Raw genomic sequence first — 23,282 nt, forward strand, 5'->3', positions numbered from 1 at the left:
CGCCAGGACCCTTGCGCCCGCGCTCTCGACAGCAGGAGCCGTGCCCGCCACCAGCGCCGCGATGAGCACGGCCACTCCCGCAGCGTTCATCGGACCCGGAACCGCGTCACCGCCAGGGGTTCGGAGCCACCGGGCGCCCAGAGCTCCAAGCGGCGCTCTCCCGCTACCGCTGGCAGCCGTGTCACGAAGGGCGGACGCAGCTCGATGCGGCGGCCATCATCCGTGCGCAGCTCCAGCAGCTTCGCGCCCTGTGGTGCCATCACCCGCACGGGCACTGCCTGCGCGCTTTCGGGCAGCTCGGGCTCCACCAGGAACTCATCCCCGTTCGCCGGCAGGATGAAGCCGGGCTGCATCCCCGGTCCGCCCTCGGCGCTCACCGATGTGGAGGCCAGGCCTTCCGCCTGGGCCCACGCGAGATACGCCGGGCCCACGTCCAGTGAGCCGTCGCCACGGTGCATGGTGCACGTGTGGCGCGGCGCCGTGCCCGGCAGGTAGACCTCCTTCATCGCTCCGGGACAGTTCGGGCCCGCGCGCTCGCCGGACAGCGGGCAGATCTCCGCGGACTCGAAGTGGCTGCGGTCCACCAGCGGCGCGGCCCGGATGCCCCGCATCGCCAGCGCCATCACCCGCGCGAACACCGGGCCTGCTCCCGTGATGCCTGACACGCCTCGCATCGGCGTGCCGTCGAAGTTGCCCACCCAGACCGCCACCGTGCGCTCGCGCGTGAAGCCCGCCGCCCAGTTGTCCACGTGCGCCCGGCTCGTCCCCGTCTTCGCCGCCACCCGGAACGGCAGCCGCAACGCATTGTCCAGACCGAAGGCCGGTGCGCGTGCCGCCTCGTCCGCCAGCACGTCCGTGAGCAGCTCCACCGGCCGCGCCGCCAGGAAGCGGTGCTCCTCCAACTCCTGCGGAATCCGCAGCGGCTTGCCATCCGGCCCGAACGCCGCGCGCACCTCCCTCAACGGCCCCACCACTCCACCCCGCGCCAACCCCCGGTACGCCCTCGCCAGCTCTCGCAGCGTCACGTCCCCGTTGCCCAGCACGATGCCCACGCCGTAGTGCGACGCGCTCTCCTTCAGGCTCTGGAAGCCCGCCTCGCGCAGGACACGCAGCACCTGCTCCGGCCCCAGCGCGTCCGCCACCCGCACGGCCGGGATGTTGTAGCTGGAAGCCAGCGCCGCGCGCAGCCGCACTGGACCGTGCGCACGCCGGTCGTAGTTCTTCGGCACGTACGCGCCACCCGGCGTCGCCAGGTGCACCTCCACGTCCGCGAGCACGCTCGACGGCGTGAAGCCCTTGCTCAGCGCGAGCCCATACGCGAACGGCTTCAGCGCCGACCCCGGCTGCCGCAGCGAGCGCACGCCGTCGTTCTGCCCGCCCTTCTCCTCGTCCAAAAAGTCCGAGGACCCCACGTACGCGAGCACCTCGCCCGAGGCATTATCGATGACGATGGCCGCCGCCTCACCCACGCGCCGATGCGCCAGGCCGCGCAGTTCCTCCGTGATGGCCTTCTCCACCGACGCCTGGAGCGCCGGGTCGATGGTCGTCTCGATGCGCGACGCCCGGTCCAAGCCCATCTCCGGCAACCGCTGAAGCAGCGCCGTCGTCAGGTGCGGCACCTCGAACACGCGCTCCGGAGGCACCAGGTCCAGCGGCGTCTCCTCCGCCAGCCGCGCCTCGTCCTTCGTCAGGAAGCCCTCCTCCACCATGCGCGACAGCACGTCGCGCATCCCGGCCTGGGCCATCTCCGGCCGCCGGTACGGATCCCTTCGCGCGGGCGACCGTGCCATCCCCGCGAGCAGCGCCGCCTGTCCCACCGACAGCCGCTCCGCCGGCCGCCCGAAGTACCGCCGCGCCGCCGCCTCCACGCCGAACGTGGAGTTCCCCAGCGGCACGCGGTCCAGGTACTCCAGCAGCACCTGCTCCTTGGACAGGTGCAGTGTCAGCCGCAGCGCCCACAGCGCCTCGCCGGCCTTGCCCCACCACGAGCGCTCGCGGGGCACCAACCTGCGCGCCAGCTGCTGCGGAATCGTGGACGCACCAGACACGATGCGCCCGGCGGACACGTTGTCTCGCGCCGCCCGGGCCACCGCCACCACGTCCACGCCCGGATGCCACGTGAAGCGTTGATCCTCCGCGGCGATGAACGCCTGCCGCACCTTCGGAGGAATGCGTCCCTCCGGAAGGCCCACACTGCGTCCGTCCTCGCGGGAGAGCACCTCGCGCAGGGCATGGCCCGTGCGGTCGGTGAGCACCAGCGAGGACAGCGCCTCGCGGGACAACAACGTCCCCGGCAGGGGCCACGCGATGAAGCCCGCGCAGCCCACCACCAGGAGCGCCGCCACTACCGCCACGGCGCGCACTGCCCCGCGAAGCGTGAGGCGCTTCATCACTTCGAAGCGACCTCGTCCGGCATCAGCACCGGGAAGCGCCCACCCTCGGAGCGGCCGAACACCTCCGGCGCGTACATCTCCTCCGCGTGCGCGGGCTTGAGCAGGAAGTCTCCCGGCGTCGTGGCCCGGGCGACGAAGGTCGCCACGTGCACCCCGGGAGGCAGCTCGTCGGCGAAGAACACCACGCGGTCATCCCGCATCTCCGTGTGGTTGAACGGCGACCAGAAGCGCGTCGCCCAGACGTTGTTGCCCTCGTCCGTCTCCGACAGGTCCTCCTCGCTCTCGTACTCGTAGCCCTCGCCGGGGCCCTCCTCCTGGCCGGAGCCCGCCGGGCCCGGCAGGCTCGCCGTGCTGGCCAGCGACGTGTCCACCGGCTCCAGGCCCGCGGGCAGCGGCACGTCCACCGCCACGAAGTTGCGCCGCATGGGCGTGGCCACGCGCACGCGCACGCGCACCAGCTCGCCCGCGCGCGCCGCCTTCGCCTGGCCGCCGCCCGTGTACGGCTCGAACCAGCGCTGGACGATGATGCCCCGGTCCAGGGGATCCACCGGCAGCTGCGCCGGCGCGTAGCGCAGGAGCGCCCCGTAGTAGAGATTGCCCGTACCGTTCACCCCGAAGGTGAAGGGCTGCGCCTTGTCCGCCGGGCCCAGCTTCTCCACCGGCACCTGCACCGTCTTCACGCCCATGTCGCGGCCCTTGAAGTCGGCGGAGGCAATCACCTGCCCGCCCAGCTTCACCACCGCCTCGAAGGACGGCGCGGCCGTCTCCTTGCGGCGCACCACCTCCGACAGGGCCATCAGCGTGAAGGCCGCCTCCTGCGTGTTGCGGAAGCGCCCATCACCCTCGCGCGCGGACGCCAGGTAGCGGCCCATCTTCGACACGTAGGGGTGGTCCGGCTGCACGTCCACCAGCGTCTGGAGCACCAGCGCCGTGGTGCGCGTGTCGGAGGACCAGAGCGGCGCGTACGTCTTCGCGTCCGTCTCCTGGAAGTGCACGCCCGCCGCGGTCTCCTGGGCCGTGTTGAGCAGCTCCTGGAGCATCTTCTGGCCCTGCGCGCGGTTGCCCTTCCCCACGAAGATGGCGTCCGTCAGCATCGCCCGCGCGAAGAGCGGCAGCTTCTCCCGCTGCTCGAACAGCTCGTTGTAGTACGACGGCCGCGGCGACCCCATGCGCGCCAGCGTGTAGAGCGCGAAGGCCCGCGTCTCCAGCCCCACCCCACTGCAGCCATAGGCGCACTGCGAGCACACGCCCGCCGCCACCTTGTCCGCCAGGAACTTCCGCGCCTTGTCGAGCACGGCCGTGTCCACCGGGTAGCCCACCTCCTTCGCGCGCGCCAACGCCAGCGTCGCGTACGCGGACGCATACGGCGACGAGCAGTCGCTGGAGGCCCAGAAGCGGAAGCCGCCATCGTGGTTCTGGAGCGCTTGAATCTTGCGCACCGTCGCCGTCACCACCGTGTCCGGATCCAGCGTGCCCTGCGTCTTCAGCGCGTCCTCGCTGAGGAAGCCGCGCACGAACGCCTGCTTCTGCTCCTCCGAGCCGCCGGTCCATGCCACGCCGAACTTGCCGGACAGCTCGCGCAGCGCCACGAACGGCACCAGCCGCGACGACATCTGCTCCAGGCAGCCGTAGGGGTAGTCCACCAGCTGGTTCATCGACTCATCGAACCCGCCCATCACCGTGGAGGACATCGTCAGCGTGAGGCCGCCCATGCCCGGACGCACGCCGCCCGGCGGCTTGAGCCCCTCCACGCGCTCGCTGGTCGTGTCGCCGTAGACCGCCACGGCCTCCATGCCCACGGGCAGCTGCACGGGGATCTGCTGCTCCACCCCGTCCGTCTCCCCGCCGCCCGCGACGGCGAAGCGCAACACCGCGGTGCCCGGCTGCTCGGCCACGAAGGTGAAGCGCACCTCGCGGGCCTTGCCGTCCAGCTGCACCGTCTTCTCCGAGGGCCCCTCCACGCGCACGCCCGTGAGCTGCGCGGTGACCTTGGCCTCCTTGATGGCCGGGTTGGTGGTGTGGATGACCACGCCCGCTTCCGCCTTGTCACCCACGCGCACCAGACGGGGCAGCGCCGGCAGCGCCAAGAGCGGCTTGGCCACCTGCACCTTGCTCTCGCCCACGCCGAAGCGGTCCGCGTCCGTCACGGCGACGGCCATGATGCGGAAGGTGGTCAGGTTGTCCGGCAGCGTGAACTCCACCTTCGCCTGGCCCTGCTCGTCCGTCTCCACCGACTGGAACACCGCCGTCGTCTTGAAGTTGGAACGGATGCCGGAGCCCGTCGCGTCGGAGCCGCCGGAGCCGCCCGGCCTCGAGCCCTTCTCTCCGTACAGCTTGCGCAGCACCAGGTGGATGAGCGGCTCGCCGATGCGCACCGACAGGCCGCGCTCCTGGAACATCGCGTCCAGCGGATCCGGCGCCTTGTAGCCCGTCAGCCGCAGCACGCCCTCGTCCACGGCCCACAGCGTCACCTCGGACTTCGTGCCCTTGCCCGCCGCGTCCTTCACCGCGACGTTCACCGTCACCTTGTCGCGCGGGCGCTTCTCCTGCGCGTCCGGCGTGAGCGCCACGGACAGGCGCTTGGACTTCTTCTCCACGCGGAGCTGGGTGTAGCCCACGCGCACCGCGGGGCGGCCCGGGTCGTCACCGGACTCGATGCCCTTGGCCGCCTCCACGCGGCCGCGCACCAGCACCACGCCCACGAAGACGTTGGGGATGGCGCCCTCGCCCAGCGGCACGTCCAGCGCGGTGGCGCTGCCCTTGAGCTTCACGCGGCGCACGCTGAGCACGCCCTCGCGCTCCACCGTGAGGATGGCGTCCGCCTGCGGGTACGGGCTCTTCACCAGAATCTTCGCGGTGTCACCCACGTCGTACAGCTGCTTGTCCGCCACCAGGTCGATGCGGTCCGTGTCGTTGCGCTGCCAGGACACCCAGCCGGAGCCGGTGACGTAGAGCGAGTCGCGCGTCGTCGCCTTGCGGCCCTTCGCGTCCGTGGCCACCGCCTCCATCACGTACAGGCCGGGCTCCGCGGGGGTGAACTTGCACGGCTGCGGCGTCGCCGCGCTCTTCACCGAGCACTTCGCCGCCTCCGTCTCCACCGGCTCCGTGACGGTGAACCACTGGCCGCCCTCGCCCTTCTTGCGGATGGACTTCCACTCGCGGCGCTTGATGTTCACGTCCACCGCGACGCCGTCCTGGCGCTTGCCCTCGGGCGAGACGGCGACGAGCTCCAGGCCCACCTCCTTGCCGGCTTCCGCGAAGCCGGTGGAGAGCAGGCGCAGGCCCGCGTAGACATCCGCGGGGTGCACGATGATGAGGTTGCGGTTGGCCACGCGCTGGCGGTTGACGTCCTCCACCTCCGCCTCCAGCGTGTACTCCCACGTCTTGCCGCCGGGCGCGTCCGCGTTGCCCAGCACCAGCGCCAGCTGGCCCTGCGCGTCCGTGCGGCCGTCACCGGAGCCGAACGACTCGGCGCTGTGCTCCGGCTGATCATCGTCCCACCACCAGGTGTTGACGCCGAAGGTGAAGGCCTCATTACCCGGGGGCGTGAAGAACGAGCTCTCACGCTGCACGTTCCAGCGCACCTGCGCATCGCCCATGGCGCCGCCGAACAGGTAGCGCGCGTCCACGCGGGCGGTGAGCGGCTCGCCGGCCGCGACGTCCTTCTTCGGCACCGCCACGTCCACGCGGAACTGCGGCGCGCGGTACTCCTCCACGCGGAAGGTGCCGCCGTAGCTCAGCGTCTCGCCGCCGACCTTCAGCTGCGCGGCCACGTCGTAGTAGCCGAGCGGCAGGTCCTTGCCCAGCTTGAGGTCCGCGCGGAAGGTGCCGTACTTCGTGACGGCGGCCTCCGTCTGGAAGACCTTCTCGCCGCGCGAGCTCGTGACGGTCACCTGCGCCTTCGCGTTCGCGGGCGGCGCCTTGAGCACGCCCAGGCGGCGGTAGCGCGCCACGCCCTTGAGCATCACGTCGTCACCGGGGCGGTAGATGCCACGGTCGGCGAACACGAAGCCCAGGCTGTCCGCGACGCGGCCCTCCCACGCGCTCTGCAGCGAGAACGCGCCGGGCGACATGCCGCCCTCCCAGGTCGACAGCGTCACGCCGATGTCCGTGTCCTTCACCGCGGACACCATGGCCCAGGGCGTGTTCCAGGCGGATTCGTTCTTGGGCTTGAGCAGCTCCGACAGGCCCGGCACCTTCGCCAGGCCGTTGGCGTCCGTCGTGCCCGTCCAGTGCTCCGTGCCCTGCTTGTCCCAGAGCGTCAGCTGCGCGTCCGGCACCGGGGCGCCCGTCGCCAGCGACGTCACCCACACCACGCCGGAGGCGGCGCCCAGCTTCGCGTGCACCGCCAGGTCCGTCACCTGGCCAATCACGCGGCGCGGGTACTTCTGCTTGAGCGACGGCGCCTCCAGCCGCGCGAGGAACAGGCCCGTCTTCGCCCCGTTGAACGCCGGGCGCAGGTCGAGCGGCGTGGTGCGCTCCACGTTGCGCGCGGACTTCGTGTCCAGCGTCGTGCGGTAGGGCTCCGAGGCCGGCCACTCGTTGGTCTCGATGAGCCGCGCGAGCTCGGCGGGAGACAGCGCCCACACCTCCGCCTGCACCTCCGGGACGTTGGTCGTCACCATGGGGATGGAGCCGTCACCGGACGCCTCCACCAGCGCCTCTTGCGAGCCGGAGTCGAAGGACGGCTCCACGTCCGACAGCTTCACCTGGCCCTGGAAGGCCGGGCCCGTCTGGCCGAAGAGGTCCTTGTACCCTTCCGCGACCTTGATCTTGTACGTGGTGCCGGGGCGGTAGCGGCCGGGCAGCGACACGTAGGGGCTCTTCAGCTCCGCGCCCGACCACGGCAGCTGCGTCTGCACGCGCTCCCAGTCGATCTCCGCCTTCGGCTCCAGCGTCACCTTGCCCTTGAGCGAGGCGGCGTCCAGCTCGTTGGACGTGAAGAGGATGAGCGGGCCGTAGGAGCACTGCTCCTCGCCCCAGGTGAACACGCACGCGCCCGCGGACTCCACCTTGAGCGCGCCGTAGGTGGCGTAGGGGTAGCGCACCGCCTCGCCCATGGGCAGCGGGCCTTCCGTGCCCGTCAGCTCACCGTCCAGCACCAGGGTGAACTGCGTCCCCGAGGGCAGCTTCTGCGCGGGCTTCAGCTCGTACTTCACGCGCCGGTCCTGGGAGCGGCGCTGCGGGCCGCTGCCCACCTGCACCTCCTTCACGTCCGCGAGCGGCGTCGTCTTCACCAGCGTGAGCGGCACGGGCGCGCCGGTCGCGGGCTCCAGGCGCGCGTGCTGCGCCAGGTCCTTCACGGCCTGGTTGAAGGTCAGCGTGAAGACCTGCTCCGGCTGCAGCCAGCGGAAATCCGACTCCGGCTGCGCGGTCTGGAGCGAGGGGCGCGGCGTCTCGAACTGGAAGGTGTACGGCTGCGCCAGCGCGGTGCCGTCCATGGCCTTGAGGCCCGCGGGCACCGTCACCGTGTACTGCGTGCCCATCTTCACGGACCCGCTCGGCACGAACTCCACGCTCGCGGAGCCCAGCCAGCGCCACTCGCCTTCCAGCGCGGGGGTGATGGTCGCGGGGGCCGCCAGGCCACGCTCCGCGGCCACCGAGCCCAGGGCGATCATCGGCTTGGTGAAGGTGATGGTCGGCCGGGCGCTGCCGTAGACCTGGCCCGTCGGCCGCGCGGCCGCGATGGAGAGCGGGCCCTGCGACGCGGCGTCCTCGGCGTCGATCTTCAGCGCGGGAGGCTCGGGCAGCGGCTCGACGGCGAGGCCGGGGGACTTCGAGGACGGAGCCGGCGCGGTGCCGGTCTCCGAGGGGCCGCCCTTCGAGTCCTTGTCGCCGCATGAACACGCGGTGACGACGACGAGGCAGAGGGCGAGCAGAGAGAGTCTGCGCATGGTGGGGCTCACGGAGTTCCAGGGCGGGTACTCGTGAATGTCCCCCCTGAAAAATGACGCGAGCACCGTACCACGGGGCACCCCGCCCCGCTGTCACTCCCGCGTCATCCGGGGAGGCGCGGATCCGCGCCTCGGATTCCGAGTGTTTGAGAGTGGTGGCCCGGGCCCGGAACGCGCCCGTAACGCGGCCGGACATCCAACACCGGAGGACCGTCCGCGAGCACGGAGGTGGGGGCGAAGGCCCGGGCGACGGTCACGACGCAGCCGCCCAGCAGCTTGCGCAGGTGGGACTTGGGACGGCGATGGGGAGATGCCATGGGTGCCTCCGGCCGGATGGGGAGACACCAAGGTGGAAGGGGCGAGGCGGCCGGGCCATCGCACCGGTGCGCAGCGCCCCTTCGTTCAGCGGACAGTGGCGGGGCCTCAGCCGCCGCGCAGCAGCGTGGCGCCCGCGCCGAGTCCCAGCAGGAAGGCCATGATGACGAGCAGCATCACCCAGCGCACGGCGACGCCGGTGGAGCGCGGTGCCTGCTGTCCGACGGTGGCGCGCGTGGGCGCGGATTCGTCCGGCACGAGGATGCGGACCTGGATGGCGGCGGTGCGCAGCACCTCGTCCACGTCGGTGAGGAACTTCTCGTATTCCTCCGGGACCAATTCCAGCGGCGTGCCGTGCTGGAACTCGTAGCGCCTGGCCACGGCCTCGTGGTTGCGCAGCGAGGCCTGCCCCTTGGCCACGTCCACCCAGCCCGCGACGAGCGCGGGAGCGGTCCCCTTGCGGTCCACGAGCGAGATGGCCTGACGGGCCTGCTTGCCGCCCGCGGTGCTGGGGCCCTCGGGTTCGTCCACGCGGAGGATGCGGTGCGGGCTGCGGCCGTAGATCTTGTGTTGGAGCTCGGCCTTGAGGCGCTCCGCGAGCAGCGCGGAGTGGGTGGCGAACATCGTGCGCAGCTCGGGCGTCGCTTCCGACGACTGGCTCGCCGCCTGCGCGGACGGGAGTGGAGCGAAGATCATCGGCTCCGGCCGGCTGGCCTTGCGAGGAGGCTCGGAAGAGCTTCCGTCCAACTCGGCGCCACGGCCCGCGCGGATGATCTCCGGCAGCTCGAAGCCCTCCTCCTGCTTCGCGCCATCACGGCCCAGGCGGGCGATCTCCGGCAGGCCCTGACCTTCTTCACGGCCACCGCCACGAGCAGAGCCAGCGCCACGGGGAGAACGGGCGCTCTCCGGAAGGCCCTGGCCTTCACCTCGTGAAGGACGGACGATCTCCGGAAGCCCCTGCCCTTCTTCACGCGAGCCACCGCGACTCGGCCGGATGATCTCCGGAAGGCCCTGGCCCTCTTCACGCGCGCCACCACGGCCTGAGCGTGCGCTCTCCGGGAGGCCTTCACCGCGTGAAGGACGGACGATCTCCGGCAGGTCCTGCCCTTCTTCTCGAGTCACCGCGCGGCCGGGACGCACGGCTTCTGGAGCACCCTGCCCGTTCTCGCGTGCACCGCCACGCGATGGGCGACCCGCCTCTCCCGCGCGCCCCTGCCGGCCCCCTTCACCTTCACGCGATGGACGCGCGACGGTCGCCGGAGCAGCGAACTCAGCGTCGTCGTCCTCCTCCCGTGCGCCCTGACCACGGGGCGGCGGCGGGGGCGACAGCCCGTCCACGCGGGTCTCCAGGGCCGGCTCGTCATCGTCGGGAACGGGAGGCGGCGTCATCCGCGTCTCCAGGCCCGTGAACTCGGGTGCGCGCGGGGGAGGCGCGCTCCGCGACTGGTTGCCCCAGGACTTCCGGCCGGGAGCCGCCGCGGAGGAACGGGCCGCCTCCGCGGCGTCGCGCTGCACCGAGGCCGGCACCTGCGTCTGCTCGGTGCGGACCTCGTCCGTCTCGTCCAGGTCGTCGTCCAACGGCGCGACCCGGGTCTCGTCGATCCGATCCGGCTCGTCGTTCCTGCGGTGCCCCTTGGCCATGTGCGCGACCTCTCGCGTCAGACCATAGCGCGTCACCCGACCTCAGGGGATGGGCCGTGCACGGTCAGTATTTCGGCCAGTCCGGGCAGACAATCTCGATGGAGCCCCCGAGCCACGACGCATAGGCCGCCTCATCCGCGACCGTGTACGGCTTCCCATACGTCCGCTCGAAGTGCTCCGCCCAGTGCGGCTGCGAGCCATCCAGATCCGTGAAGCCGTACTCCCGCGCCAGCGTCCACGACGCGACCACGCGCCCCGCCCTGCGGTGGACATCCGGATCCGCCGCGAGCGCCGCCACCGCGCGCCCCACATACGACGGCGTCTCCGACGCGATGAAGTCCGGCACCGTCTTCACCGCGTCACGCCAGTTCGCCTCCTTCACCCCGAAGCCATCCAGCATCTCCTCCGAGCGCAGGAACCCCGGCGTCACCGCCAGCGCCGTGATGTTCGTGCGGCGCAAGTCGCGCGACATCGCGAACGCCAGCCGGATGACCGCCATCTTCGTCACGTCGTACGAAACGCCGCCCCGGTAGCCGAACGAGTCCCCATCCGTCACCTCCACGATGAGCCCCCGGTCGCGCTCCAGCATCAGCGGCACCGCGTAGCGGCTCGTCACGATGTGCGTGCCCACGGCGCGGTCGAACATCAGCCGCGCCTTCGCCGGAGACTGCTTCCAGAACGGCAGCCCCAGTTCGTGCAGCGTCTCCCCGCCCCAGATGTCGTTGACCAGCACATCCAGCTTCCCGGCCTCCGCGCGGATGCGCTGACAGAGCGCCTCCACCTCCTCCTCCACGGAGTGGTCCACCCGCACCGCGATGCCCTTCCCGCCCAGCGCCGTCACCTGCTCCGCCGTCTCTTCAATCGTCTCCGGCCGCGACGCCCCGCTCGCAAGCCCACCCCTCACGCTGCGCCCGGTGCAGTACACCGTGGCCCCCGCCGCCCCCAGCATCGTCGCGATTCCCCGGCCCGCGCCCCGCGTCGCTCCCGCGACCAGGGCCACCTGTCCTTCGAGTGGCTTCATGTCCGTGCTCCCCTTTCACGCGCCACCTTGCATCCCCAATCCTGACAACCCCTGTCATGATTGCCGGCCCAGACTGCACCTCTCCCGAACCCCGGAGGGCCCATGCGCGCGGATCGCCTCGTCCACCTGTTGATGCGCCTCCAGGCCCGCTCGCGCAGCACCGTGGGCGAGCTGGCGCGCGAGCTCCAGGTCTCCAGCCGCACCGTGCACCGGGACCTGGACGCACTCACCACCGCGGGCGTCCCCGTCTACGCCACGCGCGGAGCCACCGGCGGCGTGGCCTTGATGGAGGGCTGGCGCACCCAGCTCACCGGCCTCACCCGCCCGGAGCTCCAGGCCCTCGCCACCGTGGGCGCCCCCGGAGCCCTGGACGACCTGGGCCTGTCCGGACCGCTGCGCACGGGGCTGGTGAAGCTGGCAGCGGCCCTCCCCGCCCTCCAGCAGCCGGCGCTGGAGCACGCGCGCCAGCGGCTGCACGTGGACGCCTCCGGCTGGTTCACCGGCCGCGAGCCCCTGCCGCACCTGGGCAAGCTGCGCGACGCCGCCTGGCAGGACCGCCGCGTGTCGCTGAGCTACCAGGACTTCGACGGTGCCCGCTCCCGCCGGACGGTGGACCCCTACGGGCTCGTCATCAAGGCGGACCGCTGGTACCTCGTCGCGGGGACGGACAAGGGCCCGCGCGTGTTCCGGGGCGGGCGCATTGGCGACGTGCGGCTGCGTCCCCAGGGCTTCACCCGCCCGCAGGGCTTCGACCTGCCCGCGTTCTGGAAGGACTGGTGCGCGAGGTTCGCCACCGAGCGTCCCCGCTACGAAGTCACCCTCTCCTGCACGCAGGAAGGGGAAGCAGCGCTGCGGAGGATGCGTCCCCCGGCCGACGGTGAGCGCATCGACAAGGCGCCCGCGGCACGCGGTGGGAAGCGGAAGGTGACGCTGGACTTCGAGCGGGAGTCCATCGCGGTCTCCCAGCTGTGCGAAATCGGGGCGGGCGTGGAGGTGCTCGCCCCGGAACCGCTGCGCCAACGGCTGGCCGCGCTGGCGGCCTCACTGCTGGCGCTCTACGGCGGGCCCGGCCAGAAGAGGCCGGGCCGCCGTGCCCGCTAGAAGTGCAGCGGGTGACCCAGCGTGGCCTCGGCGCCCTCGTGCATGATCTCGGAGAGCGTCGGGTGCGCGTGGATGGTGTGGGCCAGCTCCTCGGTGGTGATCTCCAGCTTCATCGCGACGCAGGCCTCGGCGAGCAGCTCCGTGGCGTGCGGCCCGATGATGTGGATGCCCAGCACCTCGTCGTACTTCTTGTCGGAGACGATCTTGATGAGGCCGACCGACTCGTTGGAGATGGCCGACTTCGTCACCGCGCCGAAGGGGGCGACGCCCACCTTCACGTCGTAGCCGCGCTCCTTGGCCTTCTTCTCCGTCAGGCCCACGGACGCCACCTCGGGGTAGCAGTACGTGGCGGACGGGGTCAGGTCGTAGTTGATGGGCGCGGGGTTCTTCCCGGCGATGTGCTCCACCACCATCACGCACTCGGCGCTGGCCATGTGCGCCAGCATCGGCGTGGGGATGACGTCGCCAATCGCGTAGACGTTGGGCTCGCTGGTGCGGCACAGCGTGTCGACCTTGATGAAGCCGCGGTCGGTCTGGATGGACGTCTTGTTGAGGCCCACGTCCTCGGTGACGGGCGCGCGGCCCACCGCCGACAGGAGGATCTCGGCCTCCAGCGTCTTGGTCTCCTCGCCCACCTTCATGGTGACGCGCACGCCGTCCGCCGTGTGCTCCACCTTCTGCACCGCGGAGCCCGTGTGCACGTCGATGCCGCGGCGGCGGAAGATCTTGTCCAGCTCCTTGGAGATGTCCGCGTCCTCGATGGGGAGCAGCGCGGGCATGTACTCCACGATGGCCGTCTTGCTGCCCACGTGGTTGAACACGGAGGCGAACTCGCAGCCTACCGCGCCCGCGCCCAGGACGATGATGCTCTTGGGGATGCGGTCGATGGTCAGGATGGAGTCACTGTTCATCACCCGCTTGTGGTCCACCGCCACGTTGGGCAGGGACTTGGGCACGGAGCCCGTGGCGATGATGATGTTCTTCGTGTCCAGCGTCTGCTTGGAGCCGTCCTCGGCGGTGACCTCCACCTTGCCCTTGCCGGCGATCCGGCCGTGGCCCTTCACCACGGTGATCTTGTTCTTCTTCATCAGGAAGTCGATGCCGTTGGCACCCTTCGTGACGACCTTGTCCTTGTGCTTCTGGGCGTTGGCCCAGTTCACGGTCGGGTTCGCCACGTCGATGCCGAAGTCGGACGACTCCTTGATGTGGTGGAAGAGCGACGCCGTCCACAGCAGCGACTTGGTGGGGATGCAGCCGCGGTGCAGACACGTGCCACCCAGGCGCTTGTCCTTTTCGATGATGGCCGTCTTCAGCCCGAGCTGGGCCGCGCGGATGGCGCCCACATAGCCGCCAGGACCCGAGCCGATGATCACCACGTCGAAAGTCTCAGCCACACACGCCTCCGGTCATTTTTGCGGATGGAACTCGCGGGCGCTGATAACCCCCGGTCCCGGTTGGAATCAAGGAGTTTGCTCGTGCGTCGCTTCCCGCTCCACACGCTTCTCTTGATGCTAGTAGCGCTGCTGGCGTTCGCGCGCCTCTATTACGTGTCGCATCAAGCCCCGCCCGCTCCGGCCCCCGGGCAGTCGCCGGGCGCGAAGCAGCCGGTGAAAATCACCCCGCCCGACCTGGGCCCCGCCGCGTGCCGGAGTCTGGACGCCGTCCTGGGGGACCTCCTCCAGGGCGACGGAGGCACCCCGGGGGACGCGGGCACGGCCTGGAGTGACGCGCGCCGGCAGCTGGGCGACTGCCCCACCCCTCCCGCCGCCGCCTGCGCCCGGGGCGCTGCCCTGGCCTCCCTGGCGCCCCTCACGGCCAAGGATGACCTGCCCCGCGAGATGCTCGCCACACTCTGCGAGCGATGTGCGCCCGCCGACAATCCCTGCGGTCAGGCCGTCACGCGCGCGTTGCAGGAGGCCGCGAGCCGGAAGAACCCGCCCCTCCAGGAGGCGAGCTGGAGCCTGGAGCGCGCGGGGCCTGCCCTGGGCGCGGCCTGCCAGGAGCTCGCGCGCCAGGCCGTGGGCCCCGCGGCCGTGACGGGGGCGGAGGTGGAGCCGCAGTTGCTGGCGCTCACGGAGGCGCTGGCGCCCACGTGCTTGAAAACGGGTCAGTTGCCCGCGCCGCTCCTGAACGCGGCGGCGGTGCAGCAGGCCCGGCGGGCGCCGATGCTGGCGACGCTGAACACGGCGGGCACGGTGGAGACGAAGCCCATCGAGCCGGATCAGCAGACGGGCCCCGGGGACGCGTTCCGCGCGTTCGACCGGGACGAGCTGTCCGGGGTGAAGCTGCCCATGGCGGGCTCGGATGGGGGCACGGGCGCCAACGCCCCGCTGCGGCTGGGGTACGCGCCGTCGCTGAAGTACGTGGTGTCCTTCCAGGTGCGGGCCACGGGGCCGGGCTCCCTGCGGGCGCACGTCCGCGCGCCGGACGGCGTGGGGCACGCGGAGCCGGGGGGCAAGGGCTTCTTCGTGGATCCCACCGTCTGCCGCTTCCACGGCACGGGCAGGTGGGAGATCTGCAAGCCCGGGGTCCCCCTGCTCGACGTGGACGCGGTGAGCGTCCTTCCGGAGCGGCCGGGGGTGGAGCTGAAGGAGCTGGAGATCATCGGCGCCCGGTAGGCACGGGCGCCATCACGCACGCGGCGTCGGAGGGGCTCCGACGTCGCCCGCGTGGGTTCTCTAGGCGATCAGGCCGCGCTCGCGCGCCTGACGGAAGATGCCGGACGCGTCCTTCTTCAGGGCGGTGGAGACGTCCTTCACGATGGCGTCCGCCGACTTGGCGACCGACAGGTAGTTGTCGAACGTGCGCGTGAGGATGAGCACGCCCGAGATGATGACTCGCTGCAGGTTGTGCTGCAGGTCCGTGCCCTCGTACACGAGCCAGGACTGCTCACAGTAGCGGCGGCCCTCGGCGACCATCTGGTTCAGGTGCGCGCGCTCGGTCGCGTCGGGAACCTTCGCCTTGGGGCTGATGGACGCGATGTAGAGGACGTTCTGCCCCAGTCGCTGCGTCGCGTCCTCCATCTGCGCCATGATGGCCTGGACGTCGTCCTTCGTCGGCGGGTTGTGCCACCGCGAGAACAGGACGCGGTCGATGAGTTCGGATTGGTACGTGGCAGACACGAAGCCTCCGGGATGCGAACGCTGATGACGACGGGGCCGCTTCGTCGGGCACGGCCCGTGTCGCAGGGCGGAATCTGTACCAGGATCACAGAAGCGGTTGAAGAGTAGCGGACACACGCATGCACCTTTGGCGCGCCTGTGTGCCAGTCACGCTGTGAGGATGCAGTGCAGCTGGACAACTCCGCCTGGGTCGCAACCGACACGCCAGACTATCCTGGGAATTCATGGGGACTTCGGATGCGCGCGAGCGGCGAGGACGGCCTTCACGTCGTCCAGCGTCACGCCCAGGGCACGCACCGCGACAAGCGCGTGGAAGAGCACGTCGGCGGCCTCTTCCGCGGCCCGGTGCGTGTCCGCGTCCGCGCAGGCGGTGACGAGCTCCGCGGCCTCCTCCCCCAGCTTCTTCAGGCGCAGGTTCCGATCATCCAGGAGGCGCCGGGTGTAGCTGGGCTTCGCGCCTTCGGGCTGGGGGCTGGCTGCTCGGGAGGCGAGCGTCGCGTCCAGGTGCGCGAGCGCATCCCAGCGGCCCTCGCCGAAGCAGGTCTCGTCGCCGGTGTGGCAGGCGGGGCCGGCCTTGCGCACGCGCGCGAGCACCGCGTCGCCGTCGCAGTCCGCGGAGAGGGAGACGACCTTCTGGGTGTTCCCGCTGGTGGCGCCCTTGTGCCAGAGGCCGCGCGTGCGGGAGCGGTAGTGCATCTCGGCCGTGGCGAGCGTGCGCTCCAGCGCCTCGCGGTCCGCGTGCGCCACCATCAGCACGTCGCCGGTGCTCGCGTCCTGCGTCACCACCGTCACCAGCCCCTGGCCCTTGTCGAAGTCCAGCTTGGACAGGTCCAGCGTCATGGCTGGACTCCCTTGCGCAGCACCTCGCGTACGCGCTGCGACAGCGCCGCGTTGGTGGCGATGCCGTCACCGCCGAACGCCGTGCGCTTTCCCTTCCAGTCGGTGAAGACGCCGCCCGCCTCCTCGATGATGGGCTGAAGTGCCGCCGCGTCCCAGGGCGACAGACCTTCATCCACCATGACCTCCGCGCGGCCGGTGGCGACGAGAAGGTAGCCGTAGCAGTCCCCCCACGTGCGGGAGACGGACGCCTGCCGGGACAGCTCCTTCCAGGCCGCGCCCTTCGCGGGGTTCTGGAGGAAGCGCTCATCGGTGACGCACACCACGGCCAGCGCCAGCGAGTCCTGCTCCGACACGTGCGCCGCGGAGCCGTTCCAGAAGCAGCCCAGGCCCGGGGACGCGACGACCAGCTCGTTCACGGCCGGGAAGTAGGCCGCGCCCGCGAGGATGGTCTCCCCTTCCGCCACCGCGACCAGCGTGCCCCACAGCGGCACGCCCCGGATGAACGTCTTCGTGCCGTCGATGGGATCCAATATCCACCGGCGCTTCGCGCCCGGCCGGGACTCACCGAACTCCTCGCCCAGGATGCCGTCCTGGGGGAAGCGCGCCTCCAGCCATTCGCGAGCGGTCCACTCGGCGGTGCGGTCCGCCACCGTCACGGGCGTGCCGTCGCTCTTGGTGTCCACGGCGATGCCGCGCCGGAAGAAGTCCAGCGCCACGTCACCGGCCTTGCGCGCCACGTCGGCGGCGGCCTCCATCAAGTCTCGCGGGTCCGCGTTCATGTCGTGCTCCGGATGGCGATGCCGTTGTCATTCAAGAGGGACTTCAAGGCGCCCACGGTGGTGAGGCCGTCGTGGAGGATGCCGGCGACGAGCGCCGCGTCCGCCGCGCCCAGGGTCAAGGCATCGCGCACGTGCTCCGCGCGGCCCGCGCCTCCGGAGGCGATGACGGGCACGTCCACGGCCTCCGCCACCGCGCGGGTCAGGTCCAGGTCGTAGCCCGTGCGCGCCCCGTCCCGGTCGATGCTGGTGAGCAGCACCTCGCCCGCGCCGCGCCGGACGCATTCCTTCGCCCAGGCCACTGCGTCCAGGTCCGTGGGCCGCCGGCCGCCGTGTGTATAGACGCGGTAGCGGTCTCCCTCGCGCTTCGCGTCGATGCTGGCCACCACGCACTGGGCGCCGAAGCGCTCCGCGCAGCCGGTGAGCAACTCCGGCGTGGCCACCGCCGCGGAGTTGATGCTCACCTTGTCCGCGCCGGCTCTCAGCGCGCGGCCCACGTCGTCCACGGTGCGCACGCCTCCGCCCACCGTGAGTGGGATGAAGAGGCGCTCCGCGGTGCGCTGCACCAGGTCCCACAGCGTCTGGCGCTCCTCGGAGCTCGCGGAGATGTCCAGGAAGGTCACCTCGTCCGCGCCGGCCTCCTCATAGCGTTGGGCCAGCTCCACCGGGTCGCCCACGTCGCGCAGGCCCTCGAACTGGACGCCCTTCACCACCCGGCCGCCCTTCACATCCAGACAGACGATGATCCGTCGGCGCAGCATCACTTCACCTCCAGGGAGACACTGCCCTTCATGCTGAAGACGACGCCGGAGTCCACCATCGCATCGCGCAGCGCGAGCCCCAGCGCCTTGAAGGCCGCCTCGGTGAGGTGGTGGCTGTCCTTGCCGCGAAGCACGCGCAGGTGGAGCGTGATGCGCGAGTGCTCGCAGAACGAGCGCATCCAGTGCTCGTACAGCCGGTTCTTCAGCGGGCCCCGGTAGTAGAAGCGCCCGCCCGCATCCAGGCACGCCTGCACCAGGGCGTCATCCATGGGCAGGGTGCGCTCGCCGTAGCGCGCGGCGGTGGCGGGGATGACGCGCTGGACGGCGGTGCCCAGGGTGATGGCCACGTCCTCCATCAGGTGGTGGCGCAGGTCGCCGCGAGCGCGCAGGGTCAGGTCCAGCCCCGCGTAGCGCGCGAACGTGGCGAGCATGTGGTCGAAGAACTTGAGGCCCGTGTCCACCCGGGCCACGCCGGTCCCGCGCGCCAGCTCCACCGTGACCTGGGTCTCCTTCGTTTCGCGGACGACCGTGGTGACCGTGCTCATTGCGTGAACTCCCGCGCGACCGCGCGCGCATCCAACCGCCCCGTGTACAGCGCCATGCCCACCACCGCTCCGTATGCGCCCACCTTCGCCAGCGAGCGCAGGTCCTCGATCGTCGTCACGCCGCCGGAGGCGTAGAGCCGGTGCCGGCTTGAACGGGCGACCTCCTCCATCAAGGGCAGGTCCACGCCGCCCAACTGCCCCTCCTTGTGCACCGCCGTAACGAGCATCCCGCCCAGCGGCAGGGGCTCCAGCGCGGCCAGCACGTCGCGGATGTCGCGAGCGCTGCCGGACGTCCAGCCGCGCGTCACGACCTCCCGGCCCTTCACGTCCGCGGCGACCACCACGCGGCCGGGGAAGCGCTCCGAGACCTCGGTGAGCCAGGCCAGGTCCTCGATGGCGCGGGTCCCCACGACGACCGAGGACGCCCCGCCCGCGAGCACCGCCTCCACACGAGAAGCCTCACGGACCCCGCCGCCCACCGTGAACGTGAGGCCCGGGGCATGCGAAATCAGCCGCGTCACCACGTCCGCGTTGGAGCCCTTGCCCAGCGCAGCGTCCAGATCCACGACGTGGAACGTGCGGAAGCCCAGCGCGAGCCACTGCTTCAAGGCGTCCAGCGGATCATTCACGCGCACGCGCTCTGCTTCGTAGGAGCCACCCACGAGCTGCACGCACGCTCCTTCCCGCAGGTCGATGGCCGGAATGGCGATCATGAGGACACCTCCTGGAGGAACGCCTGCACGAAGTGCACGCCCGCGTGGGAGGACTTCTCCGGGTGGAACTGCACTCCCAGCACGTTTCCGCGCCGCACGGAGGCGGGGAACCGGTCGCCCTCGTGGGTGGTCCAGCCCACCACTTCGCGCGACTCCACGGCGCGGCAGACAAAGCTGTGCGCGTAGTACACGGTGGACAAGCGCGCGGACTGGAGTGCCCGGTCCTCCTCCACGTCGTTCCAGCCAATCTGCGGTACGTGCCGCGCGGCCAGCCGCGTCACCCGGCCCGGGAAGTAGCCGAGTCCCTGCCCTGCTCCCTCGTCGCTCTCCTCGAAGAGCAACTGCATGCCCAGGCAGATGCCCAGGCACGGCAGGCCGGCGTCCAGCGCCTTGCGCATCGCCTCGCGGCCCGGTGCGAGCCGCGCCGCCGCTGAACCGAACGCGCCCACGCCGGGGAGCACCAGGACGTCGGTATCCAGCGCGCGCAGTGGATCCTCCTGCACGCGCACGTCCGCGCCGGGCGTGGTGGCCAGCGCCTTGATCAGCGAGTGCAGGTTGCCCGCGCCATAGTCGAACAGGGTCACCCGCATCACAGCACCTCCTTCAAGGCCTTCAGCGCTGAAGCCATCATGGGCCAGGGACCGCAGCCGATGCGCAGCGCATCGCCCACGCCCGTGAGCCCTTCGAACACCCGCACGTTCACGTTGCGCTCCCGCAGCGCCTCGCCCACCCACCGTGCCTCCGGCACGGGGACGAGGAGGAAGTTCCCTTCCGAAGGAAGCGGCTCCAGCCCCAGCGCCTTCAAGGCGCCGCGCAGCCGCTCGCGGTTCTCCACCGCCTCCGCCGCGCAGGCCTCCATCCACGCGACGTCATCCGTGAGCGCGGCGACCGCCACGGCCTCGCCGAGCGCAGTGTGCTTGTAGGGCCCCCGGGCCTTCTCCACCTCCGCCACCAACGACGGTGCCCCGACGCCCCACCCCACCCGCAGGCCCGCGAGTCCGAACGCCTTGGACATCGTGCGCGTCACCAGCACGTTGGACCGCGTCCGCGCCAGGTCGAGGAAGTCCCCGCCTCGAGCGAACTCCACATAGGCCTGATCAATGAGCACCACGCCTGGAGCCGAATCCACCAGCCGCTCCAGCGCCGCGCGCGAGGCCACCGTGCCGGTGGGGTTGTTCGGCGTGCACACGTAGATGAGCTTCGCCTTCGTCGCGAGCAGCCCGTCCACGTCCAGGCCATGGTCCGAGCGCAGCGGCACGGGCACCGGCTTGAGCGCGCTCAACCGGGCGAACAGGGGCACCATCACGAACGTGGGATCCGGAAACGCCACCGCGTCCCCAGGCTCAAGGAACGCCCGCAGCGCGCAGTCGATGACGTCGTCCGAGCCGCAGCCCGTCGTCACGTTCTCCACCGAGACGCCCGCGTAGGTGGCCACGGCGCGCTTCAGGTCCGGCGCATAGCCGGCGGGATAGCGGGACAGCCGAAGGAAGCCCTCCTCCCGCAGCACGCGATCCGCGGACGGCGGTGCGCCGAAGAGGTTGGTGTTGTCGCTCAGGTCCACCCGGCACGGCTTCTTCGCCGGGGAGTACAAGGGGATGTCCCGGTACGTCTCGCGGAATGGAATCACGGCACCCTCCAGGCCCGGGCCGCGGCCGCGTGGGCGAAGAGCCCCTCGCTGTCCGCCAGCGTCCCCACGTCGTCCGCCATCGCCGCCGCTGCTTCCGGGGTCACGCGCTGCCACGTGGTCCACCGGTAGAAGTCCAGCACGCTCAGCCCCGAGTACGCCCGGGCCAGTCCCGCCGTGGGCAGCACGTGGTTCGCGCCGGTGAGGTAGTCACCGAAGGCCACCGACGCGCGCTGTCCCACGAACACCGTGCCCGCGTTGCGAACCCGCGCCAGGTCCTCCGAGGGCTTCGCCGTCGCGAGCAGCAGGTGCTCCGGAGCGAACTCCGCGACGAAGGGCCACGCCTCCTCCAGCGAGTCGATGCGCAGCACCGCGCCCCGGCTCCCCAGCGCCGAGAGGACGATGTCGCCGCGCCGTGCGACGCGGGCCTGCTGCTCCACCGCGTCCCGCACCGCCTGCGCCAGCGAAGCGCCCACCACCAGCGCCACGCAGCAGGCCTCGGGGTCGTGCTCCGCCTGGGCCAGCAGCTCGCGCGCCACGGCGTCCGGACCGGCGCTCGCGTCGGCGACCACGAGGATCTCGCTCGGGCCCGCGGGCGCGTCGATGGCGACCGCGTCCACCACCTGGAGCTTCGCGGCGGCCACGTACGCGTTGCCCGGTCCGACGATTCGGTCCACACGGGGAACGCTCTGGGTCCCATAGGCCAGCGCGGCCACCGCGCCCGCGCCTCCCACGGCGAACACCCGGTCCGCGCCCGCGAGCGCCGCCGCCGCGAGCACGCCCGCGCCAGGCAAGCCATCCGGCCCCGGCGGCGAGCAGACGATGACCTCGCCCACGCCCGCCACCTTCGCGGGGACCACGCCCATGAGCACGCTGCTCGGGTACACCGCCCGGCCACCCGGGGCGTACACACCGACGCGGCTCAGTGGATCCGGCCGGCGGCCCACGATGACCCCGGGCTCCGTCTCCACCTCGATGGCCTGGGGCCGCTGCGCCGCATGCGCCCGGGCGATGTTGCGCGCCGCGCGGGTCAGCGCCTCGCGCACGTCGGCGGGAATCAACTCCAACGCCGCGTTCCACCGTTCGCGAGGAACCTCCAGCGCTGACAACTCCACGCGGTCAAACTCCCGCGCGAAGTCGAAGAGGGCACGGTCCCCTTCCGTGCGAACGCGGGCAATCAGCGCCTGGACGCGGGAGGCCACCAGGGCATCCGACTCCCCCGTGCGGGCCAACAACTTCCGTCGCGCTTCGGGCTCCAGCGCGGACAGAGCCCCCTGGTACTTGAGGATCGGTCCGCTCATGGGTTGGCCCTCCCGATGCGCGTGATGAAGCCCGGACCGCGCCGCGACGGGTGCGCGTCGGACTCGAGAATGAAGGCGCTCAATGCCATCAACCTCTCGATGCGCGTGATGAAGCTCGGGCCGCTCCTCGACAGGCGCGCGTTGGACTCGAAGGTGGAGGCGCTCATGCCATCAACCTCTCGATGCGCGTGACGAGGATGCCCTGCCCGCCCAGCGCCTTCAGCGCGTTGACCGTGCGGTAGAGGTTCCGCGACGAGACCACCGCGTGCACCGCGACGAAGTGGCCCCCGTTCATCACGTCCACCACCGTGGGGCCGTTGAGGCCGGGCAGCACCTCGCGCACCTGCTCCAGGGACGTCTTCGGGACGTTGGCCATCAGGTAGCGCCGCCCGCGCGCCGCCAGCACCGACCCCAGCGCCTGCGTCAGCTCCTCCAGCGCGCGCCGCGCCTCCGAGTCATTGCGCGGATACGCCACCAGCCGGGCGCTCGACTCCAGCACGGTGGCCACCTCCTTCAGGCCGTTCATCTTCAACGTGGACCCCGTGGACGTGAGGTCCACCACGATGTCCGCGATGCCCAGGTGCGGGGCGATCTCCGCCGCGCCGCTCACCGGCACCACCGTCACCTTCTGCCCCCGCTGCTGGAAGAAGGCCTGCGTCAGCCGGGGGAAGCAGGAGGCCACCCGCATCCCCTCCTTCACGTCCCCCACGCGCGAGATGCCGCTCTCGTCGCGCGCGGCCACCACCAGTCGGCAGCGGCCGAACTCCAGGTCCATCAGCGGCTCCAGCTCGCGGCCGGCCTCGTTCACCAGGTCCCAGCCGGTGACGCCCGCCTGCGCGGCGCCGTCCGCGACGAACTCCGGGATGTCCTGGGCGCGGACGAAGATGGCTTCGAACTCGCCGCCCAATGACGCGGTGAGGGCCCGCTCGCCCCGGGCGCGCACCTCCAGGCCCGCGTCGTTGAACAGCTCGCGCACTTCCTCGGACAGACGTCCTTTGTTGGGCAGGGCAATCTTCAACATGGATGGGCTCGGGGGACTGCGGTGGCGGAAACGAAAAAAGGCCCGTCCTGGGGGGACGGGCCTTCGGTCACTGCGGCATCTGCCGGAAGTGGGTGCGTTCTAGTGAGTCACCCAGGCATGCGCGCGGCGAACGGTCCCGTCATGGGCCGGCCGATGATGCGCATGGTGGTGATGCAGGGACGTGGAACGCACGGCCCTAGGGTTAACGACCGGA

General features: G+C 71.3%; 19 protein-coding genes. 2 read left to right on the forward strand and 17 right to left on the reverse strand.

From position 1 onward, the window contains the following. Positions 1 to 86: 86 nt before the first annotated feature. The 5 genes from pbpC to ACX114_RS22205 all read right to left on the reverse strand — a co-directional run bounded on the left by pbpC (position 87) and on the right by ACX114_RS22205 (position 11,264). Positions 87 to 2,390, reverse strand: coding sequence for a penicillin-binding protein 1C (pbpC, locus tag ACX114_RS22185; RefSeq protein WP_459300240.1), 2,304 nt, complete (start codon positions 2,388 to 2,390; stop codon positions 87 to 89). Further along, positions 2,390 to 8,287: an alpha-2-macroglobulin family protein gene (locus ACX114_RS22190; protein ID WP_459287551.1), complete on the reverse strand. Its 5,898-nt coding sequence runs from the start codon at positions 8,285 to 8,287 to the stop codon at positions 2,390 to 2,392. The genes pbpC and ACX114_RS22190 overlap by 1 nt, the downstream gene beginning before the upstream one ends. 104 nt (positions 8,288 to 8,391) lie before the next feature. Next, complete coding sequence (locus tag ACX114_RS22195) at positions 8,392 to 8,604, reverse strand: hypothetical protein (protein ID WP_459287552.1); 213 nt, start codon at positions 8,602 to 8,604, stop codon at positions 8,392 to 8,394. 106 nt (positions 8,605 to 8,710) lie between these two features. Continuing rightward, positions 8,711 to 10,243, reverse strand: coding sequence for a hypothetical protein (locus ACX114_RS22200; protein WP_459287554.1), 1,533 nt, complete (start codon positions 10,241 to 10,243; stop codon positions 8,711 to 8,713). A gap of 64 nt (positions 10,244 to 10,307) precedes the next feature. Further along, on the reverse strand, positions 10,308 to 11,264 hold the full coding sequence (locus ACX114_RS22205; protein WP_459287556.1) for an SDR family oxidoreductase: 957 nt from the start codon (positions 11,262 to 11,264) through the stop codon (positions 10,308 to 10,310). 102 nt (positions 11,265 to 11,366) lie between these two features. On the opposite strand from ACX114_RS22205, the gene ACX114_RS22210 reads away from it, so the two are divergent. Beyond that, positions 11,367 to 12,365 carry a helix-turn-helix transcriptional regulator gene (locus ACX114_RS22210; protein WP_459287558.1) on the forward strand — a complete coding sequence of 333 codons (999 nt, stop codon included), beginning with the start codon at positions 11,367 to 11,369 and terminating at the stop codon, positions 12,363 to 12,365. Here the strand turns inward: ACX114_RS22210 and lpdA are convergent. Next, on the reverse strand, positions 12,362 to 13,759 hold the full coding sequence (gene lpdA / locus ACX114_RS22215) for a dihydrolipoyl dehydrogenase (protein ID WP_459287560.1): 1,398 nt from the start codon (positions 13,757 to 13,759) through the stop codon (positions 12,362 to 12,364). The genes ACX114_RS22210 and lpdA overlap by 4 nt on opposite strands. A gap of 114 nt (positions 13,760 to 13,873) precedes the next feature. Between lpdA and ACX114_RS22220 the strand changes: the two genes are divergently transcribed. Further along, the gene (locus ACX114_RS22220) at positions 13,874 to 14,983 is read left to right on the forward strand and encodes a hypothetical protein (protein ID WP_459287561.1); all 1,110 of its coding nucleotides are present in this window, start codon (positions 13,874 to 13,876) and stop codon (positions 14,981 to 14,983) included. A gap of 60 nt (positions 14,984 to 15,043) precedes the next feature. Here the strand turns inward: ACX114_RS22220 and ACX114_RS22225 are convergent, their stop codons facing one another. The 11 genes from ACX114_RS22225 to hisG all read right to left on the reverse strand — a co-directional run bounded on the left by ACX114_RS22225 (position 15,044) and on the right by hisG (position 23,068). Then, positions 15,044 to 15,487: a DofB protein gene (locus ACX114_RS22225; RefSeq protein ID WP_128796955.1), complete on the reverse strand. Its 444-nt coding sequence runs from the start codon at positions 15,485 to 15,487 to the stop codon at positions 15,044 to 15,046. Positions 15,488 to 15,709: 222 nt separating this feature from the next. Then, positions 15,710 to 16,327 (reverse strand): bifunctional phosphoribosyl-AMP cyclohydrolase/phosphoribosyl-ATP diphosphatase HisIE, encoded by a 618-nt coding sequence (gene hisIE / locus ACX114_RS22230; protein ID WP_459287564.1) that lies wholly within the window; start codon positions 16,325 to 16,327, stop codon positions 15,710 to 15,712. After that, positions 16,324 to 17,106, reverse strand: a complete 783-nt coding sequence (hisN, locus tag ACX114_RS22235) for a histidinol-phosphatase (RefSeq protein ID WP_459287566.1) — start codon at positions 17,104 to 17,106, stop codon at positions 16,324 to 16,326. The genes hisIE and hisN overlap by 4 nt, the downstream gene beginning before the upstream one ends. After that, on the reverse strand, positions 17,103 to 17,864 hold the full coding sequence (gene hisF / locus ACX114_RS22240) for an imidazole glycerol phosphate synthase subunit HisF (RefSeq protein WP_120599654.1): 762 nt from the start codon (positions 17,862 to 17,864) through the stop codon (positions 17,103 to 17,105). Before hisF ends, hisN begins: the two co-directional genes overlap by 4 nt. Then, positions 17,864 to 18,409 carry an imidazoleglycerol-phosphate dehydratase gene (locus tag ACX114_RS22245; RefSeq protein WP_120549859.1) on the reverse strand — a complete coding sequence of 182 codons (546 nt, stop codon included), beginning with the start codon at positions 18,407 to 18,409 and terminating at the stop codon, positions 17,864 to 17,866. The genes hisF and ACX114_RS22245 overlap by 1 nt, the downstream gene beginning before the upstream one ends. Further along, positions 18,406 to 19,122, reverse strand: a complete 717-nt coding sequence (locus ACX114_RS22250) for a 1-(5-phosphoribosyl)-5-[(5-phosphoribosylamino)methylideneamino]imidazole-4-carboxamide isomerase (protein ID WP_459287568.1) — start codon at positions 19,120 to 19,122, stop codon at positions 18,406 to 18,408. The genes ACX114_RS22245 and ACX114_RS22250 overlap by 4 nt, the downstream gene beginning before the upstream one ends. Beyond that, positions 19,119 to 19,712 carry an imidazole glycerol phosphate synthase subunit HisH gene (gene hisH / locus ACX114_RS22255; RefSeq protein WP_459287570.1) on the reverse strand — a complete coding sequence of 198 codons (594 nt, stop codon included), beginning with the start codon at positions 19,710 to 19,712 and terminating at the stop codon, positions 19,119 to 19,121. The genes ACX114_RS22250 and hisH overlap by 4 nt, the downstream gene beginning before the upstream one ends. Continuing rightward, positions 19,712 to 20,749 carry a pyridoxal phosphate-dependent aminotransferase gene (locus tag ACX114_RS22260; RefSeq protein WP_459287572.1) on the reverse strand — a complete coding sequence of 346 codons (1,038 nt, stop codon included), beginning with the start codon at positions 20,747 to 20,749 and terminating at the stop codon, positions 19,712 to 19,714. The genes hisH and ACX114_RS22260 overlap by 1 nt, the downstream gene beginning before the upstream one ends. Continuing rightward, entirely contained in the window at positions 20,746 to 22,047 is a 1,302-nt protein-coding gene (gene hisD, locus ACX114_RS22265; RefSeq protein ID WP_459287574.1) for a histidinol dehydrogenase, read from the reverse strand. Before hisD ends, ACX114_RS22260 begins: the two co-directional genes overlap by 4 nt. Continuing rightward, positions 22,044 to 22,214, reverse strand: a complete 171-nt coding sequence (locus tag ACX114_RS22270) for a hypothetical protein (RefSeq protein ID WP_459287576.1) — start codon at positions 22,212 to 22,214, stop codon at positions 22,044 to 22,046. The genes hisD and ACX114_RS22270 overlap by 4 nt, the downstream gene beginning before the upstream one ends. Beyond that, on the reverse strand, positions 22,211 to 23,068 hold the full coding sequence (hisG, locus tag ACX114_RS22275) for an ATP phosphoribosyltransferase (RefSeq protein WP_459287578.1): 858 nt from the start codon (positions 23,066 to 23,068) through the stop codon (positions 22,211 to 22,213). Before hisG ends, ACX114_RS22270 begins: the two co-directional genes overlap by 4 nt. Positions 23,069 to 23,282: the final 214 nt, after the last annotated feature.

Source organism: Corallococcus sp. M7, from assembly GCF_054512695.1.

Excerpts from the sequence above, each read along its gene's own strand:
- ACX114_RS22195 (WP_459287552.1), bottom strand. The coding sequence starts at position 8,604 with ATGGCATCTCCCCATCGCCGTCCCAAGTCCCACCTGCGCAAGCTGCTG.
- hisIE (WP_459287564.1), bottom strand. The coding sequence starts at position 16,327 with ATGACGCTGGACCTGTCCAAGCTGGACTTCGACAAGGGCCAGGGGCTG.
- hisD (WP_459287574.1), bottom strand. The coding sequence starts at position 22,047 with ATGAGCGGACCGATCCTCAAGTACCAGGGGGCTCTGTCCGCGCTGGAG.
- pbpC (WP_459300240.1), bottom strand. The coding sequence starts at position 2,390 with ATGAAGCGCCTCACGCTTCGCGGGGCAGTGCGCGCCGTGGCGGTAGTG.
- ACX114_RS22270 (WP_459287576.1), bottom strand. The coding sequence starts at position 22,214 with ATGAGCGCCTCCACCTTCGAGTCCAACGCGCGCCTGTCGAGGAGCGGC.
- ACX114_RS22190 (WP_459287551.1), bottom strand. The coding sequence starts at position 8,287 with ATGCGCAGACTCTCTCTGCTCGCCCTCTGCCTCGTCGTCGTCACCGCG.
- hisH (WP_459287570.1), bottom strand. The coding sequence starts at position 19,712 with ATGCGGGTGACCCTGTTCGACTATGGCGCGGGCAACCTGCACTCGCTG.
- ACX114_RS22220 (WP_459287561.1), top strand. The coding sequence starts at position 13,874 with ATGCTAGTAGCGCTGCTGGCGTTCGCGCGCCTCTATTACGTGTCGCAT.
- ACX114_RS22250 (WP_459287568.1), bottom strand. The coding sequence starts at position 19,122 with ATGATCGCCATTCCGGCCATCGACCTGCGGGAAGGAGCGTGCGTGCAG.
- ACX114_RS22200 (WP_459287554.1), bottom strand. The coding sequence starts at position 10,243 with ATGGCCAAGGGGCACCGCAGGAACGACGAGCCGGATCGGATCGACGAG.
- ACX114_RS22205 (WP_459287556.1), bottom strand. The coding sequence starts at position 11,264 with ATGAAGCCACTCGAAGGACAGGTGGCCCTGGTCGCGGGAGCGACGCGG.
- ACX114_RS22245 (WP_120549859.1), bottom strand. The coding sequence starts at position 18,409 with ATGAGCACGGTCACCACGGTCGTCCGCGAAACGAAGGAGACCCAGGTC.
- hisF (WP_120599654.1), bottom strand. The coding sequence starts at position 17,864 with ATGCTGCGCCGACGGATCATCGTCTGTCTGGATGTGAAGGGCGGCCGG.
- hisN (WP_459287566.1), bottom strand. The coding sequence starts at position 17,106 with ATGAACGCGGACCCGCGAGACTTGATGGAGGCCGCCGCCGACGTGGCG.
- ACX114_RS22210 (WP_459287558.1), top strand. The coding sequence starts at position 11,367 with ATGCGCGCGGATCGCCTCGTCCACCTGTTGATGCGCCTCCAGGCCCGC.
- hisG (WP_459287578.1), bottom strand. The coding sequence starts at position 23,068 with ATGTTGAAGATTGCCCTGCCCAACAAAGGACGTCTGTCCGAGGAAGTG.